At 30.5% G+C, this 19,373-nt stretch carries 8 protein-coding genes and 1 pseudogene; 1 reads left to right on the top strand and 8 read right to left on the bottom strand.

Annotation, left to right across the window (positions count from 1 at the left end):
* Window positions 1-75 precede the first annotated feature (75 nt).
* Window positions 76-2,226: an ATP-dependent helicase gene (locus tag OTBS_RS08950; protein WP_011945122.1), complete on the top strand. Its 2,151-nt coding sequence runs from the start codon at window positions 76-78 to the stop codon at window positions 2,224-2,226.
* On the opposite strand, the pseudogene OTBS_RS08945 reads toward OTBS_RS08950, so the two are convergent.
* The 8 genes and pseudogenes from OTBS_RS08945 to OTBS_RS08910 all read right to left on the bottom strand — a co-directional run bounded on the left by OTBS_RS08945 (window position 2,218) and on the right by OTBS_RS08910 (window position 19,358).
* Window positions 2,218-3,060: pseudogene (locus OTBS_RS08945) on the bottom strand (IS982 family transposase). The gene OTBS_RS08950 and the pseudogene OTBS_RS08945 sit on opposite strands and share 9 nt — an antisense overlap.
* Before the next feature lie 148 nt (window positions 3,061-3,208).
* On the bottom strand, window positions 3,209-4,645 hold the full coding sequence (cysS, locus tag OTBS_RS08940) for a cysteine--tRNA ligase (RefSeq protein ID WP_011945121.1): 1,437 nt from the start codon (window positions 4,643-4,645) through the stop codon (window positions 3,209-3,211).
* Between the two features lie 64 nt (window positions 4,646-4,709).
* Window positions 4,710-6,056, bottom strand: a complete 1,347-nt coding sequence (gene gltX, locus OTBS_RS08935; protein ID WP_041621553.1) for a glutamate--tRNA ligase — start codon at window positions 6,054-6,056, stop codon at window positions 4,710-4,712.
* A gap of 179 nt (window positions 6,057-6,235) precedes the next feature.
* A complete protein-coding gene (gene mutL, locus OTBS_RS08930) occupies window positions 6,236-8,278 on the bottom strand; it encodes a DNA mismatch repair endonuclease MutL (RefSeq protein WP_011945119.1) in 2,043 nt (680 codons plus the stop codon).
* A 28-nt stretch (window positions 8,279-8,306) separates the two neighbouring features.
* Window positions 8,307-9,560 carry an MFS transporter gene (locus OTBS_RS08925; RefSeq protein WP_011945118.1) on the bottom strand — a complete coding sequence of 418 codons (1,254 nt, stop codon included), beginning with the start codon at window positions 9,558-9,560 and terminating at the stop codon, window positions 8,307-8,309.
* A gap of 36 nt (window positions 9,561-9,596) precedes the next feature.
* On the bottom strand, window positions 9,597-12,164 hold the full coding sequence (locus OTBS_RS08920) for a type IV secretion system protein (RefSeq protein ID WP_011945117.1): 2,568 nt from the start codon (window positions 12,162-12,164) through the stop codon (window positions 9,597-9,599).
* On the bottom strand, window positions 12,157-15,432 hold the full coding sequence (locus tag OTBS_RS08915) for a type IV secretion system protein (RefSeq protein ID WP_011945116.1): 3,276 nt from the start codon (window positions 15,430-15,432) through the stop codon (window positions 12,157-12,159). Before OTBS_RS08915 ends, OTBS_RS08920 begins: the two co-directional genes overlap by 8 nt.
* Before the next feature lie 53 nt (window positions 15,433-15,485).
* The gene (locus tag OTBS_RS08910; RefSeq protein WP_011945115.1) at window positions 15,486-19,358 is read right to left on the bottom strand and encodes a type IV secretion system protein; all 3,873 of its coding nucleotides are present in this window, start codon (window positions 19,356-19,358) and stop codon (window positions 15,486-15,488) included.
* Window positions 19,359-19,373 lie beyond the last annotated feature (15 nt).

Raw genomic sequence — 19,373 nt, 5'->3', positions numbered from 1 at the left:
CTGTTAATAATTTTTAATTACATTCATTCAAGTATGTGTAACAATATGTAAAAATTTATGTTAAATTAAGAAAATATGAGTCAGTATTTATTAGATCTAAATCCAGAACAACGAGAAGCAGTAATAACTACTAATGGTCCATTGTTAGTATTAGCTGGAGCTGGTACAGGTAAAACAAGAGTGATAACTTATCGTATTGCTTATATTATTGACCAATTTATGGCATCACCAGAAGAAATTCTTGCAGTAACATTTACTAATAAGGCTGCAACAGAAATGCAATCACGTGTCGCAGAAATAACTAACAATACTACAGGTATATACATTGGAACTTTTCATGCTATTGCTACTAAAATTCTTAAAGCGCATGCTGAGTTGGTAGGGTTAACATCATCATTTTCAATAATAGACCAATCTGAACAAGTAAGAGTTATTAAAAATATTTGTGAAACACATGGCATTTCAACAAAAAATTATTCCCCAAAAGATATTTGCGAAATAATAAGTAGATGGAAAGATCTTGGCGAGCAACCTAAGATAGATTGCCATACTCCTATTTATCAAGTTGCACAAAAAATCTACCAACATTATCAAACAGAATTACAAAAATCCAATGTAGTTGATTTTGGAGATTTATTATTATACAACATGAAAATTTTCAGTGAATATCCTGATGTTTTAAATTTTTATCAAACAAAATTTAAGTATGTTTTTATTGATGAATATCAAGATACTAATAATGTTCAGTATTTTTGGGCTAAAGCTTTAGTCAATTTGCATGAAAATCTATGTTGTGTAGGTGACGACGACCAATCAATTTATAGTTGGAGAGGAGCAAACATAGAAAATATTTTAAAGTTTAAAGACGACTTCAAAAACGCTAAGTTAATTAAGCTTGAGCAAAATTATAGATCAACTAATAGCATTTTAACAGCAGCTAGTAGTATCATTTGCAACAATAAATATCGTCATGATAAAAAACTATGGACTAATAAACAATCTGATCAACCAATAAGGATTGTATATTGTTATAATGATCGTGAAGAAGCACGGTTTATTAGCTCTGAAATTAAAAAATTAATAACTAAATCACCTAATCTTTCCATTGCTGTACTAGTTAGATCTAGCTCACAAGCTCATGTTTTAGAAGAGTCATTTTTTAGCAATAATATAAAATATCAAGTAATTGGTGGGTTTAGATTTTTTGATAGAATGGAAATTGCAGATATGATAGCATATTTGCGAGTACTAGTAAATCACAATGATAATTTAGCATTAACTAGAATTATTAATGTACCTAAAAGATCTATTGGCCCTGCAACATTACATACTATTAAGGAGTATGCTCAGCAACATGAAAGTTCAATGTTTACTGCGATTGAGCAGATATTAAGTAAAAAACTTTTAAAACCTCAGCTAGAGTTAACATTACAAAGTTTAATTAACAAATTTAAAGAATGGCATTCTCTATATAAAGCTGGTTATACTCCTGCTAAGGTAACTGAAATTATTTGCGAGGACTCTAATTATTTACAAATGTTAAAAGATGATAAATCTTCTCAGAGCGACAGAAGAATAGAAAATATTCAAGAAATGATTAGAGCAATGCTAGATTATAATAGTATCGAAGAGTTTTTAGAACATACAAGTTTATTTTTGGAACGAGATAATGGTATTAACGCTAAAGATAATAGCGCAGTTAGCTTAATGACTTTACATGCATCTAAGGGTTTAGAATTTGATGTAGTATTTTTACCTGGATTGGAAGAAGGAGTTTTCCCTCATCAAAAGTCACTTATTGCTGAAGATCAAAGAGCTTTAGAGGAAGAAAGAAGGATAGCTTATGTTGGAATTACCAGAGCTAAACAAAGTTTATACATTAGTTATGCTGACCAAAGAAGAATATTTAATGAATTTGTAAAACTACAACCTTCAAGATTTTTATTAGATATACCTGATAGTATATCATTATCTACAACTTCAATGATACATTATAGCAGTGCTGCTAATAACAACTATTTTCAAAAATCATTATCAGCAGCAATGCCTAATTCTCAATCTAAAGCTTCAAGCAAATTTTTTACAGGCGCGAAAGTTCTGCATAAACAATTTGGGCAAGGCACAGTAATAAGAATTATGAATGATAACATTGAAGTAGCATTTTACGTTGGTGGAATAAAAACTATAAAACAGCAATTCTTAACTATTAACGCTAGATTAGGATAAGTTGAATGAAGAAAAAGAAGAGGAGATAAGGTAGGGATTAAGTTTGGAGATAGAATAACTAGCAAGAGAAGAAATTATATGAACAAAGAAGTTAATAGGAAAGCGATGTCGAGTATGCTCTAAAAGCATATGTTTTAGTACATTAAAGACAGACTCAATTAATGAACGTTTATTTAATAAACGCTTATCATCTATGTCCAATAAATATGTTTTCATATCTTTACGAAGATTAGTAAATAAACGTAGACCATTGGAGAACAGTTGATGAAATAACTCTTTAGATATGTAAGCTTTATCACCAAACAATTTACCAGATAGGCCTTCAGAAATAACTGAAGCTATAGATAGATCGCTTTTATTGCCTTTAGTAATTTTAACTGACATTATTTCACCTTTATTATTGATTATAATATGTAGCTTAAAGCCTAAGAACAAGCCATAACTACTCTTACCAATTTTAGAAATTCTGTTAAAAACTCTATTGCTGGAGGTACGTTTATTATGACAAATTGCTAACTTTGTAGAATCGATGTAATTATATACCAGTATCATCTCCTTTCAGATAATGCATTAATACAGCTAGCAGTAGTAAAATTCTAGGCCACAGTTGTATTATTATACTATAACTTGGTAAACAAATAGATAATAATTTTTAAAATCCTTGCATAGAGATAAATAAAAATATATCACTATTGTTAATAACTCAGCTAAGGACAACTTTCCATCTCTGTTTCTTTGATTGCTACTTGGTATTAATCTCCTTCTTTCCCATTCTTGATATATCTTGCAAAAATTGTCTATTAAATAGTATACTGTTATAATACATTTTTTCATGTTGAGTTATTCCTTTTATATTTAAATTTTCTTTTTAACTCAACATTCTCTCTTTGTATACCTTTTATTCACTACCTTCCATATTTCCACTTACCCTAAATTGGCGTTTATATGCCATTCACGGTGTATGTTGAATTTTACATTAAAGCTATTTTATTACCTTCCAACTAGTGGTACCATCTGCTTTATCAGTTAAGCTAATTCCATTGCTTAGTAATTGAGAACGAATTTGATCAGCTAAGTTCCAATCCTTATCTTGTTTAGCTTGTATACGCTTAGCAATTAATAAATCAATCTCATGAGGTATTACATTGCTATTATCTTTTACATCATTGCTGTCTTTGATAAATTGATAATTATGTAGTATTCCTAATAAATTGCTTGCATACAATAATGCCTGAGTTAAAGCTAACTTATATTCACTTTGATTTTGACGTCTAATTTGTTTTGCAATATTTAATAAACATACAATTGCTTTAGGACTATTTAAATCATCTAACAGAGCATTAATAAACTCCACAGTAAAGGCATTACCTTTAAATTCGGCTTTGGTGTTATCTTGCTGCTGTACTGTTACGTTTACAGAATCAATAGTATCATATAAATAATTAATAATGTTTTTAGCATCATTTAAAGATTTATCATTAAAATCTAATGGTTTTCGGTAATGTGTACTAAGAAACATCAATCTTACTGCTGCTCCGTTAATATTTTGTTTTTGTAAGTCTCTTACAGTAACAAAGTTATTCAAAGATTTACTCATCTTTTCACCTTTTACAGTTAAAAACCCGTTATGCACCCAATATGAAGCATGACGAGATTTAGGAAAAGCGCATCTACTCTGAGCTATTTCATTGGTATGATGCGGAAATATTAAATCAGCTCCTCCACCATGTATATCAAAATTCTCTCCTAAAAATTTATAACTCATAGCAGAACACTCAATATGCCAACCCGGACGTCCCTTCCCCCATGGGCTATCAAAAACTGCATCTATATCTTCATTATCTGCATTAGCTGGTTTCCACAAAACAAAATCAGCAAAATAAGACTTTTGTTGTTCAGAACTTTCACTACTGTTTAACATCATTGAATCAAATGTGCGACGTGATAGTAGATTGTAATCCTGAAAAGTTTTAACAGCAAAATAAACATGCCCATCATCAGTACTATAAGCATTACCAGTTTGAATTAACGATGTAATAATATTAATCATAACATCAATATTATCTGTAGCCTTTGGTTCAATGGTAGGATTCCAGCACCCTAGATATGACATATCCTCGTGAAACTTAATTGTAGTTTCATGTGTTAATTTGAATATGTTAATCTTAAGTTCTTTAGCTCGGTTTATAATTTTATCATCAATATCCGTAATATTTCTTACATAAGTTATATTCTGTCTATCATAAAGGAAACTTAGCACTCGATATAAAAGATCATATACGACAACCGAACGAGCATTGCCAATATGAGGTATATCATATACTGTAGGACCACATACATACATCTTTACTGATTTGCAGTTTAGTGGAACAAATCTTTCTTTTTTCCTAGAAAGGGTGTTATAAATATATAAGTTCATATACTATATTCTAATATTTATCGTCTTTTATTATATGAATACCTGAATTGTTAAATTTTCTTGTTTATTGATGTCTTAGAAGTCTTGCTTTAACTTCCTCTCCTCCAATTAAAGGTAATAAATATTTTAATTCAGGGCCATATGTTATACCAGTTAAAGCTAATCTTAAAGGCATAAATAATGCTTTACCACGTCTATTAGTTGCTTTAATAATATTTTGAACCCAATCATCCCAACTATTATCAGTTAACTTTCCTGAAGGCAACAATCCAGCAGCAAGCTTTAAAAACTCTGCATCCTGCTCCTGAAATTTATCTAAAGTAGGTAAATAGCATATTTGCCACCAAATCTTGATATCATTTAATGTATTCAGGTTATGGCGTACCGCTAACCAAAATTCTTTAGTAACATCAGGTAATCCAATTGCAGTTAACCTATGTTTAATGGTATCATACTCAGTGTTTACAAGAAGCTTATGATTTAGCGTAACAAGCTCATTTTCATTATAAATAATTGCACTTTTTGAAAATGCACTAAGATCAAACTTAGTAATAAGCGATTCTAAACTGAAATATGCATCAACGTTATTTGATGTGCCAGATAAGGCTAATAAATTATTCACAGCCATTGGTTCAATACCTAACTGATCTCTGAGGTAATCGATTGTAAAGCCCCCTATTCTTTTAGAAATTTTGCCACTATCTGACTTAATTAAACTTAGATGTCCTAATTGAGGTATTGCAGCACCTAATGCTTCAAACATCTGAATTTGAATAGCTGTATTAGTAATATGATCTTCACCACGTATTATATGACTAATGCGATATTCTATATCATCAATAACAGAACATAACATATATATCATGGTACCATCTTCTTTTATAACTATCGGATCACTAATATTTGAACCATCATATTTGATCTCTCCCTTAATTAAATCATTCCAGATTATTGGTTTATTACGATCAATTAAAAATCGATAATGAACTTTATATCCTTCAGCTTGCAATTGCACCTTCTGGGCCTTTGTTAGTTCAAGAGCTTTTCTGCTATAGATTGGTGGATAACCAGATGTAAGCTGTCTCTTTCGCTCTATTTCTAGCATTTCAGGCGTTTCATAACATTCATATAATCTACCACTACTAATTAAATATTGCTTAGCTGCTTTATATTTATTGAATCTAATAGACTGTAAAAAGCTGCTATTCCAATTTATTCCTAACCACTGCAAATCTTTAATAATAGCTTCATGGTACTCTACTTTACTACGGTCACGATCTGTATCATCAATACGCAGAATAAAATTTCCATTATATTTTTGGGCATACAACCAATTTACTAAAGCAACTCTAACATTGCCAATATGTAATTTTCCTGTGGGAGAAGGAGCAAATCTAGTAATTACAGTCATTTTTTCTAAATTTAAATTATCAAAAAAGGATGCTAATGGATATTTATTATGCAAGATTATGACATTATTGCAATACCTATACTCATTTAACTTAGGATTAGCAAGAAAAGAACAGATTATATGTACTGCTTTTTAGCCTGCGTTTGATATAAGGAAAATAAAGTAGTAGACTGAAAAAATCATCTCCTGCCAAATAGCTTCTCTATATCTTTTAGCTCAAATCTAACATAAGTTGGGCGACCATGATTACATTGTCCAGAAAATGGCGTTGTTTCAATTTGACGTAATAAACTATTCATCTCTGCAATAGTTAATATTCTACCTGATCTTATAGAATGATAACATGAATAAGATTGTAATATTTTTTCCACCATATCAGCTAATAATATATGATCATCAGTAGTAAGTAAATAATCAGCAACATCATTCACAACAGCTTCAATATCAACAGATTGTAATATTGCAGGCATTTCTAAAACTTTTACTTGTACATCACCACAACGTTCAAATCCCATACCTAATGCTAAAATTTCTTGCATTTTATCACATAATTTTTCTACTCTAACAATATCAGGCAAAATAACAACTTGCGGCATCAACAATCGCTGCCTGATAATTTGCCCTGCCTGAAATTGAGAACGTAAATTCTCATAAGTTATCCTTTCATGAGCTGCATGCTGATCTACAATTATTAAGCTATCTATAGTTTGAGCAAGAATATAATTACCATGAAATTGAGCACAAGCTAATCCTAAAGGCAGTTGATAACTATCTCCAAAATTATTACAGAAACTATCATTTAATTTCTGTACACTTTCTTGCTTATTAGCATCCACTTTCTCATTAGTAGCTATGTTAGGAGCAGTTATATCATCTGTAGTCTTATCATCATCCAAAATACTAATATGCTGATTTGATTCTGTATTACTCCCTAATTGATTAAATGCAGAAAAAAATTTTATATTCTCGATTGTTGATTCTATTTTCTGCTGCTCGTTATCACTGACAAAATTGTTTGCTTGAACATCTTGAAATTTAGATTTCAAATTTACATTAAAATCCTTGCTAAAATTATTTACTAGTTCTTGTAATGGAAACTGCTGAATATTTTTAATATCCTTACTTAATTCTAGTTTTTCAGATATACCAGTATCGTATTGAGGTTTCATATATTTATTCGCATCACTTGCAGCTACCGACGAAACTAACTGAGATGTATTCAATAATGCTTGTTTAATAGCACTAATTATAATACCTCTAACTAAACTAGAGTCATGAAACCTTACTTCACTTTTAGTAGGATGAACATTAACATCAATAAAATGAGGAGCAACGCTAATAAAAATTACAACTATTGGATATCTTTCACGAGCTAATACTCCTTGATATGCTAATCTGATTGCTGTCATTAACAGTTTATCTTTTACTGGACGATTATTAACAAATAATAATTGATCTTCAGCTGAAGCCTTATTATATGTTGGAACGCTAACAAAGCCAGTAATAGATAATTCATCTCTTTCTATGCCTATTGATATTGCATTATCAATAAAATTTTTTGATAATATTTCAGATATTCTAGATTTTCTAGCATCATCAAAAGATAATTGAGCATTTGCTTTAAGTTTTAAAATAGTTTTATCATCATGTACTAATGAAAATGCAATATGAGGATAAGAAATTGCCAATCTTTTTACTACATCATAACACACTATATATTCAGTACGATCTGAACGTAAAAATTTTAATCTCGCTGGAGTAGCAAAAAAAAGGTCTCTTACTTCTATTTTAGTTCCTGTTAGCTGCAATTGAGGTAACGAATTTATTTTAGTTTTAACTCCACCATGAACATTAATTTCATGAGCTTGATCATGAAGTTTAGATTTAGTTACAATGCGCATTCTACTGACAGAAGCAATTGAAGGCAAAGCTTCACCTCGAAATCCAAAAGTATTAATATTCATAATATCATTTTCATTTAACTTCGAAGTAGTATGACGTTCAATTGCAGTTTCTAAGTCTTCAGCAGACATACCACAGCCATTATCTGAAACTATAATTAAATTCTTACCAGACTTTTCTAGTGTAATATCAACTTTCATTGCTCCTGAGTCAATTGAGTTCTCAACTAGTTCTTTAACAACAGAAGCAGGACGCTCTACTACCTCTCCAGCAGCTATACGGTTTATAGTAGTATCAGACAAATATTTTATTACACCCATACAACTTTACCACTACCATACATTTAAATTAGAAACTTAGATTTTGCTGATTTTTGCTACAATAATCAAGCAAATAAATTACTGTAATCATAATAACTATTATTACTAAAAAATACATCATTGGCCACCATGCACTACCTATCTGATATAAGCTAGTCGCAACAAACGTTGTTGGACCAGAAATTAAGCTTGATCCACAAGCATGCGCAGCACTAAATAATCTATATCTTATAGTCTTAGGAATACTTTCCTTAAGAAAAACTAAAGCTGGCATAGTTAAAAACGGTACAAGCATACATATAGTCAGGTATAATACTGGAATAAAGTTGCCTAAATTTATCATATAAGCCATAATAATGACAGCTATTCCTAAGCAACAAAAAGCAATAGAAGAAACTAATTTTTTACCTATAATATCAGCAGTATATCCTCCTATAATTGCAAATAACATCTGTATTGCGATTCCAAGCGTAACATAATATTTCGCTGTAGCTTCATCTAAATATTGCAATATTTTAAAAATATAGGTACCAAAAAATATCGTGCAAAATTGATTAGTGCTACCAATAGTACCAGCTATTAATACAGCTAAAATAAATACATTTAAATTCTTACGCACAATCTGCAAAATTGAACAATCTTTATATTCATGATACTGAGAATTTTTTACTTGATCATCTTGAATAGATTGAATAAACATCCTGCGTATAATTACCACACATACTCCAAATAGTCCTCCAAGTATAAAAGCAAAGCGCCAGCTATATTTAGGCATGATATCTAAAGTAAAAAACAGTGCTGATATAGAAGCAATAAATGACCCACAGTTTGTTGAAGCATTAACTATACCTCCACCTAAGCATTTATATTTATTACCTATAGTTTCATATACATATAATCTTACTCCATCAGTTCCTGGCGAAGTAAACATACATATAGAAATTCTAGCCAATAATAAGCCGAAAACTGATAACACTCCAATGATATTATAACATGGTAAAATAGCAATTAATAACGACCCACTAGCTGTTCCTATTAAGCTTATACTAAAAGTAGCATCTCGACCATAAAGATCACCTATTCTCCCCAAAATAACAGCTCCAATTGCTTTACCAAAAATAGCTATTCCCATAATAAGATAAGTATTCCTTAATTGTGTAATACTATCACTTTTAGTAATAAAACACTCAGAAATTTGAGAAGCTAATAAGCCAAATAAATGATAATCATAATAATGAGCTAAAGTTACAAGCATAGATAAAATTAGAACCTTCTTGTTCATAAATCTTATTCTCCTAAAATACTGAATATCATGACACTAACTTAAAAGTTGCATCATGATACTTTTTACATAGCTCATTCCCTTTCTATTTATTCCCTTAGTAAATACTTGAGAACCAACTAGTGTTCCAGCTAGTAAAACTAAGTTATATAGTAAAAAAACTCCTGCTAACGAACCTGCAAAACTGTTACCTAAATCCATAGCATTAAATAAATTTCCACCAACGAAAACAACGTTGTAGAAAGGTACAGCCATCAGAGGAATACTAAATGCTGTTGGTAATCCAATTGCAGATAAGTCAAGATTTAATTCTATATCAAACAATGTGCCCCAACAAATTCTAATTTCAGGAAAAGCAGCTTCCACTGCAACTAACATCAATTCATTAATAATTAATATAAAGATAATCATTATCACTGGCATTAATGTATTTAATAAAAGAGCAGTAAGCCATCTTTTAAAAATCTCAGCTGTCCTATCAAATAATATAAAAATTATAAACATCGGAGCCAACCCAACTAATATTGCAATGGCAATCATAGACATCAAAAGTTCCATACATACTTTAACCATAATGATTATAAACCTCATAATTGACCATAAAGTTAATATTCCTAATATCGTCAAACCATTATGTATGTTAACTATTTCAATTAATATTATCTTTAGAAAGTTAACATCAATATATCTACTAACAACTAAATCAAAGAACTTAAACGGATTGTCAACATCACTGGCAGTAGTTTTAACAGCATAGCTAATTAAACTATTTATACCACCATCAAACATTGGAAATAGAGTATCATAAAAAATATATTGGCTACTTTCGTTAAACAGTGCTGCTATAACTATAATTTTACTACATCGTATAAGTAAGTCGTAAGCAGTAACTTTTACTACTCCTAATAAAAAATAAATACCATATAGTGTAATGTATAGAATTGCTAAAATACTGAATACCTTTTTTAAGGCTGCATTCTTAGCTAAGCCAAAATAAAACAATTTAGAAAACTTTTCAACTTTTTGCTTGATTGGTATATAAATATTATCATAAAAAAATCCAGCAACCTTTATTTTACCTTCACTATCAGGTGGAACTGTTACCTTCAAATTAAATTGTTCATTATTTGTTTTTACAAAACGAAACCATAGCTTTGCTGATTCAGGAGTAACTATATTTATTCCATTTCGAGGTAAAGTAGTACCTTTAGTAGATAAGTTTGGAGTTGTATTTGAAATAATATACTCTATATCACCATCATATTCATCACTAACTATATTATGTCTATCAATAGTTATGTACATCAAGTACCGCCCTACTAATGTTTTATCAACAACTATTCCTTGAATTATTTCTTGCTTAGAACTAAGAATAGAATTTAAATATTTTTGTTCAAATTCATTCAATGTACTACAGCTACTTAATATACTGCTATATTCCACATCTTGCAGTCCATTAGTACGGTATTTTACATTATTATTAAACAATGGCGTAGAAAAACTCAAGTCACCATCACTTTTTGCTACTATATGATACATTCCCTCTATTGGCTTATCGAGAAAAGCGCTGCTATTCGCATTCCCCACATTATAACCAACTAAAAATTTATCAAACTTAGACTTTAGAACTTCTTGATCCAATTTAATTTCCATTCCTATTCCAGATTGCATTATACAGGATTGAGACTTAGACAAGTTATTCAAATTACATTTTTCAAAACTGCTTATACTATCAATACTCTTAACACCAACTAATAACTTACTTAATGCCTTCTTATCAGAAGTTTGACCAGTAACCAATAAAGCATTATCAACAACACCAACATTAGACTTTAGTGATACAGTATATATGCCATAAGGTTTATAATATTTATAATCATCCCACCTAGGATATAACTCTCCAGTAAATCCAGATTTTTCAGTACCACCTTTTAACTGCAACTTATTAAAAAAATCGACAGACGAAATTAAAGCTATATCGATAATATCACCAGCTTTAACACTAATTTTAGTGTCTGCGCCATTAAAAAATTTTTTCTGCAGATTTATAGCATTCGTAAAATTAGTACTACCATTTTGAAAATTACTACTATTCTCATTTTGGTAATTCAATAGTTTACCATTCTCAAAATTATGAAGACGTGAAATAGGCTTATTGTTTGTGCCTAGTTCAATAATAAAAGTTTTCCCAATTACAGGAAATCGCGGATCAACTCTATGTAATACTAGATATCTTTTCTGTAACTTTCTAAAATTTTGACTAATCTTTGGAATCTCAACTGAAATACTTTTGCCAGCTTTAGTCATAATACCAGAATCAATCCAATTATTATTGGAGTTAGCTTGTATATCTATCCATTTTACATCTGCAACACTCAACCATGTAGGTGATACATTTGTACATCCTGTATTATTATCATTAGGATATTTATCCATCCATTGAAGAGAATTAGAAGTAGGTAGTTGCTCTCCAGCTTGAAGTAATTCATTTGAAGCTTGAATACTGGTAGACACAAAAATATATGATAGCAAAATCAATATATTTATGTAATAAGTCATCAATGATTTGTTTTTTGTTATTAGAATTTTAAGTATTTTAGTCATTATTCTCAAAATTTTTCTTATTCAAATCATGCCTTCTAACAGAAGATTCATTATGCGATGGTTTTGGGCTATTCAAATCAATTTCTTGATTATTCACCCTTAGGTAAGTATTCTGGTTAGGCTTTACATTCTCAACATTGCTATTTTTTCCTCTAATAGCAGAGCCTCTTTTGTCATTTAGGCTTTTATTTTCAAGATTGGTTCTTCTATTAACCACATTATCTTTATCTTTAGACTTTTCAGTTTGTGAACTTGAATACTTACTTTTTGCATGAGATATCCCCTTACCTATTCCTTTCCGTACCGCAAAGCTACCTTTTTTACCTATCGATGCCACCTTCATAACAGCCTTTTCAGTCCATTGTACTGCAGTATCCCAAACTTGAGGTGCAACATGGCCTACAGAAGGCGCAATCCCTCCAGCGCCTCCAGCTGTAAGAATATCCACCATTAAACTTGAAAAGTCAATGTAACTATACATACAGTAAGCAATAATTACTAAAGCAATAATATAATTCATTGCTAATCCTATGTTATTATCAGCTCTATTATCATACCCCCATGGACCAAACCAATTTATACAAAATAACTCTTGCCCACCATAGCTACCTAGTACACCTCCTAATGCATCTATTTTTGGAAGCTTAAATACTATAGCACATTTCCAGCAAACGCTATATCCGAGCACAAAATCTAAGTAAACAATAAAAAGCTGAGTTAAAATTGTTATTCCTGCCATTAATATAACTGGCTCTATTAAATACCGAAATAGCATTCTAACCCAATTATCAAATAAATACCAAGTTCTATTAAAAAGCATAAAAGAAAGAAATAATGGCGCAAGTCCTACCAATAAAGCAACAGCAGTAGTTGATACCAAATATACCATAATAGTCTTTAACAAAGATATAATTATCAAAATTATAGGAACAAATATTATAATATAATAAACTACTCCCATTAGCCCCATACTTAAAAGAGATAATAACTGAACATAAAATGTTTTATTAAAAAATATTTTACTCATCAATTCATCTAAAAATAGAAATGTTCCTATATTTTGATCATACTCATACCCTGATACATTAACCATTAACTGTTTGCTAAAATTCATAATCAAATCATATAGATAAGCATTAAAAAAATTAAAAGTCCCCTCATTTATCAGCCCACTAACAATTATTACCTTGACAATTCTAATAACTAATTCTTTAGCAGTAAAATTAACTGCTCCTAGCATAAATGCAAACCCACAACCCATAATATAAAGAGTTAACATTGCCCTAATGTAATTAAAGAAATTTGTACATCTAGACTTATCATTCTGTTGATAACAAGTTATATTTTTAAACATTGTCTTTGAAGCATTAGCAATTTTATTCTCAAATATCCTTATTATTGGATTTAACACTTTACTTATAAACTTTCCTCTAGGTACTATGGTACTCATAGTAATTTTATATTCACCAACACTAGCTTTATAATCTTTTTCATCATTTAGAATTTTAAACCAAATGTACCCTGACTGCGAAGAACTGATTTTAGCTTTACCTACTAAATCTTCAACCTTTACATCAAGTGATCCTGTAGTATATACATCAAGCTCATGTGATTTTAGTTTATTTACATCTACTCCTGCAGGTACTATCGCGTATAATATTTTTCCTCGACCATGAAATTTACTATCATCAAAAGCAACTCCAGACTTTCTAACACATGAATTTTGTTTTAAATATAATACATATCCTCCAACACTATTTTTCATACTTTCAATATTAATATCAGGTCGAATCATATATTGTAAGTATCTTGGTCCACTAAATAACGTTTCTGAAATCTGATCTTTATATATTATTAAATCCTGATTTACTTTAGTTATTCCATAACAACCAGTAGCTAAATCCTTACCTGAAGGAAAATCACTTTTACATTTATTGCCTAATATAGAATCTTTGTCCTGTACACTACTAAAGCGATACTTTAAATCAGTAGCATAAGTAGCAGACCTCCAAGAGTAAACTTTTTGTCTATTTTTTACTAATTGTTCATCTAGTCGATTAGAGCAAGCTATTCTACCTAAACTCTTAATATCATTTCTATCTTGCTCAGTTAAAGTTGCAGGTACTGTCCTAGTACCATCATCACGATATTCTTCAGGCAGTCCATCGGCTAAAACAGCACGCTTGCAATCTAGCAAATATTTCTCTGGACAATCTTTTCCTCCAAAAATATCTTTAACAGTACCTGTATAAAAACATTTGTCTTTACCAAGTTCTGAGTTAAATACTGCAAAGTGCTTAGAAAACCATCCATGTGAACCTGCCATTTCACACTCAGGTGCTGGGCATACCGGCTTTGATCCTGGACATTTTGGTTTCATACCACAATCTTCACAAGTACATCCTTTACATTCATCACACTGTTTGATATAATTATCACCTTCTCCCCATGGAGAATACCTTCCGCATAGTGGACTATAATTCTTTTTTCCTTCTTGACAATCAGCTCTAACCTGCTTAGTCCTTTTAATTATACCAAAAGTATCATTAGTACCCTTTTGCCAATCTAGACTTGTATCGTTAAACCAATCAAATTCTGGTCTACTATAAGCATAGCCTATTTCGGTATTCTCAACCCCTCCGTGACTAAAATTTTGATTTCTACCAATTTTGACTTCTATTTCATCACCAGCAGATACCTGAGCAAGATTACGCCACTCTCCAACATTCGCCTTTAATATTACTGGTAAACCATCGCCTGGATCTAAAATTCTAGGAATAGGAATAAGATTACCACTATCATCAGTATTATCTTCACAATCTTCTATACAATCACTCTTCTCTCCATTAAAAAATTTATTAATATCACTAATATTACATTCTTTACCATCATTATATTTCAGCTTACAAGTTAAAGCATTTTTTGGTAAGTATGCCTGACAAAGGCTCACTGTTCCATCAATAAGAAAATCAATATTTACAGGTTTTAATTGCCCATTTTCTTCATGTACTGAAACATAAAAATCTGATTTTATCCAAAGACCACATGGCTTACTTGGATCAACTATTCCTCCAAGGCGCAAGCTATCATATTGTCCAGAAGCTCTAACATTCTGAGTTAATCGAATAACATCTAAATCTTGCCCATCTGCATTATAACGGTACCAACAATCATCGCCTGATCTTAATGCGCCAAAAAGCATTAAGATAAAACTTACTACAGCTATACAAACTGCTATAATTGCAAATTTGATAATTTTAGATTGCATAATCTTTCATTAATATTTCCATTTTTATTTTAGTTTCATACTATCAGAAATGTTTAGATGTTTTTCTTATCATCACTACCTTTTTTAATCTCATTTAAATCATTAGCATCTATCTTTTTTGATAAGGCATCTGATTCAATATTACTCTTTCTTGTTTCGATTGTTTGATTATTGCTAATTTTATCGCTAACATTAGATTCTAGTTTCTTATCAATCTCAGACTGAACAATATCTTTATGATCTTTAAGTTTGAAAGAAGTACTAAATTTATCTTCTGCAGAAACTACACTAGTATCTCTTGGCTTAATATTTTCAGAACTTAACTTATCAGTCTGCTTATTTCCACTAGTACAAAACTTATCAGCACCAATAACTTCATCATTATTACTAATGTCAAACTTCTTAGCAGCTCTAATAGCATCATGATCTTTTTTTAAGCCATGTTCAATGCCACTAATACCATTACTTTTTAATCCAGTACTAATTTTATCCTGAGCTGATGATTCGATGTTAGACCGACTGCTAATTTTATCTGTAGCAGTTTTATCTATACCACCTCTAGAGCTAAACTTATCACTTGACTCTTCTTCTTTATCATCTTTACCACCTTTGGTTCTAGTGCTCTTATTCCTAAAGCTAGGAATTCTTAAGCTTGGTAACTCCATATTTACAGCAGTAATACCACTAGTAATAACTGCCGCAAACCTATGTGCTTCCTGAAAGAAGTAATAAAAAATTCCACAAAATAGTAATACAACAATCATAGTAGGTAAAAAATCTGGTTCAGGATATACTACAAATGCTTTAAAGAAAAGAAATATTCTTTGATGCCAATTTTTTCCATTAAAATATTCTACTAACCTATATCCAGCACTCTCTCTACATATTTTAGCAGCATCACTATTATATGCATCATCAAAGAGACTATGGTCTTGAATATAACGATCAGGTACACGAAGCTCAAAAGTACTCAAAATTTTATTCCCCTGCTGATAATCATACCTTGCAAATTGACATGTTTTATACGTTATTGAATCCATTAAAGTCACAAATAACGCAATAAATGCTGCAACAATTGCAGGCTGCAATGCAAAAGATAATGTCAAATGCAACCAATTATTAAACATTGATTTTGTCTTTTCAAACAATACCATAGGAATAAAAATAGGAGATATATAGCACATGACATATAAATTTACCAAACTAGTAATAAATACAGCCATAAACCTCCAAAATAACGTTAAAAAGATTATAACAAATAGTAGCATTACTAAGAAAAAGATAATTTCACCACTTAATAACAATCCCCACAAAGTAGGAAATACTAAGAAAGTATCATCTTTCTTAAGTGCGTGATCATCCTTAATATTACTCAAATGCTTGGTAATATCATCATTAGCGCTAGTCCCAATAGATGATCCAACTAACTTACCACCAAGTGATGGCTTTGACCTATCTACAGTATAATTATGTAATAATCTAAAACCTAAGTAATATCCTATTCTACAATCTATTGCATCCCATAATGCATAATAACGAGCATCCGGTGTATAATCCTTGTTAGGATCAAAATAACATAATTTAGTACCACCAACAGCAGAATCACTACCAACTGATGAAAATACCATATGAGCTAATTCTGAGGTAACTGAACTTAAAAATGGCAAAAAATGATCTTGCATACCGTTATTATAACTTATTTTTCCATCTTTATTAGTCATTGGACCTAGCCCAACAGAAAAATACATTACAATTAGTATCTGTAATACTCCAGTAACTAATCTCTCTAGGCTAAAAAAACGCTCAACAAATATCATTTTGATGCCAAAAAATATTATGTATAACATTAAAGCCGCTTTAACAGTTACTGTCATACCACGCTGAAAGCTTGAAAGAGGCTTCAATATACTAGCAGAAGATACCTGATCATGAGTAATTGAATCAGCATAAAACATCTTATCCAATGCTTCTTTTAAACAACCTATAGCTCTACCAGAAAAATTAAAAGGCACTCTACTTTTTGTAGTACTTAAACTACAAATTCTATTATTACTCCTAGCTTGAGGTATTAAATCAATATCAGCACTAATATTTTTACAGACTATAGGAATATCTCCATAAGATGTTTTGATTTTTAAACAAGAAATTTTATCAGTATGTTCAACCTTAAATCCAATATTTTTTACTGCATTTTCAGTTACTAGTATAGGATCTCTTCTACCTTTCTTTACTCCACTAGTATCAAATAACTCACTAATAGACTTAAATTCAGATTGCGGACCAATATATATTGGAATACAATCTCTACACAGATCTGACTTTTTAACCTTTAAACAAAGATTAAATCCCTTATCTGCAGTATTACATACATTTCCACACTTAAAATTAATATTTTGATATACAAAAGAAGCTAAAGTAAAAACGCTGCTTTCAGGAGAGATGCTTCTATACTGGCTAAAATCACAGTTTGCACTAACTGATGAATTTTTATCTTCTTCAAATTGTTGCTTATATATCTCTTTATCTCTATTAACATCATCTGTCATCTGATCAATACTTTGAGATAAATTATCTATATCATTTCCTAAACTATCACGCTCTCTAACTAAATCAGGATTGTTGTTACCAATATCAATTGCTTTGTCCAAAGCCTCCTTATATTTTTTAGCAGCTTCATACTCCTTTTTCTTTTTGTTTAGAGCTTCAATTTTATCTTCTAAATCTCCACTAGCACTAGCTTGATCATGAGCTTCACGAGCTTGAGTCTGTTTTTCTTTAAATTTATCTTTGGCAGCATCAACTTCTTCTTTAGCTTTTTTAACTTTATTTTGAAACTCTAATAATTTTTTAGCTTCTTCCTCTTCCTGTTTTCTCTTCATCTCATCTTCAGCAACTTGTATGCTATGCTCTATTTTAGCAATATCAGTTTTTACACTTTCATTTTGAAGTTTTAATTCATTGATAAAATCACCATTTTTATATACCTCTATTACTGCTTTCAAAGTGGTCTCAAATGAGGCTGATCTCCTTACTGTACTATAGCTCAAATTTTGTAATAAAAACTCAATAGCCTTGTTTTCTTTTTCTTCTGTTACATCAGAATAACCTATAACCCATGCCACAAATTTATTGTACATATCTCTTCCCTCTACAAAAGCTTTCAAAACTTTTTCTATTTCATAAAGCACTTTCTTTTTTGCAATTAATATACTTTTCTTATCAGCACCATTTCTCACTTTCGAATCTAATTCCTCATCAATTTTTTTGTATAGTAACAACGCATTCCAAAAGTCCATTCCAGCAACTACTACTAAATCTCTAGCGCTAGCTTTAATTATCTTATATTGACTTGAAGCTTTGTCACCAGATTCTTGAGCTAATTTTAATGCAGCTTTTCGCTCTTCTATTAATTGCTGAAAATCTTCACTCATCTTACGATTAATTTTATCTTTACCAGTTTTACTGCTTTCCGTAAACGCAGCCTGCCTAGCCTTACCTTCATTTACTAAAGCTTTTTTCAATTGTTCAGATAAACTAATGATTTCTCTAGTTTGAGCACTAGCATTAGTTACAGCATTAAATTTTTCTAAATTAGATGAAAATCGATGATCTTGAGCATTATTCCATGCTTGCTTAGCTGAAGATTCAAGTAACTTTACCTTTTCTTGTAATACATCAGGATTCTGATAACGTAATTCCTCTTTTTGGATACATTTAGACTGTACATATGCATAACAAAATCGTTGATCGTAAGTACAACACCTCTTCTTATTATTCTGCCTAACACAGCAATTCTTTTCAGCATAAGCCATTGATGGCAGTGCAATAACTAGCAACAATATACTATAAATTGCTTCTTTAAAAGCTTTAAGAATTGAATGATTGTTAATTACTATCCTAAAGTTATATAGCAAATGCTTTATCATTTCATTAATACTTAT

Source organism: Orientia tsutsugamushi str. Boryong, assembly GCF_000063545.1.
GTDB lineage: Bacteria > Pseudomonadota > Alphaproteobacteria > Rickettsiales > Rickettsiaceae > Orientia > Orientia tsutsugamushi_C.
Note: the sequence above shows the minus strand (reverse complement) of the source record. Positions and strands in the feature narration are given on the sequence as shown.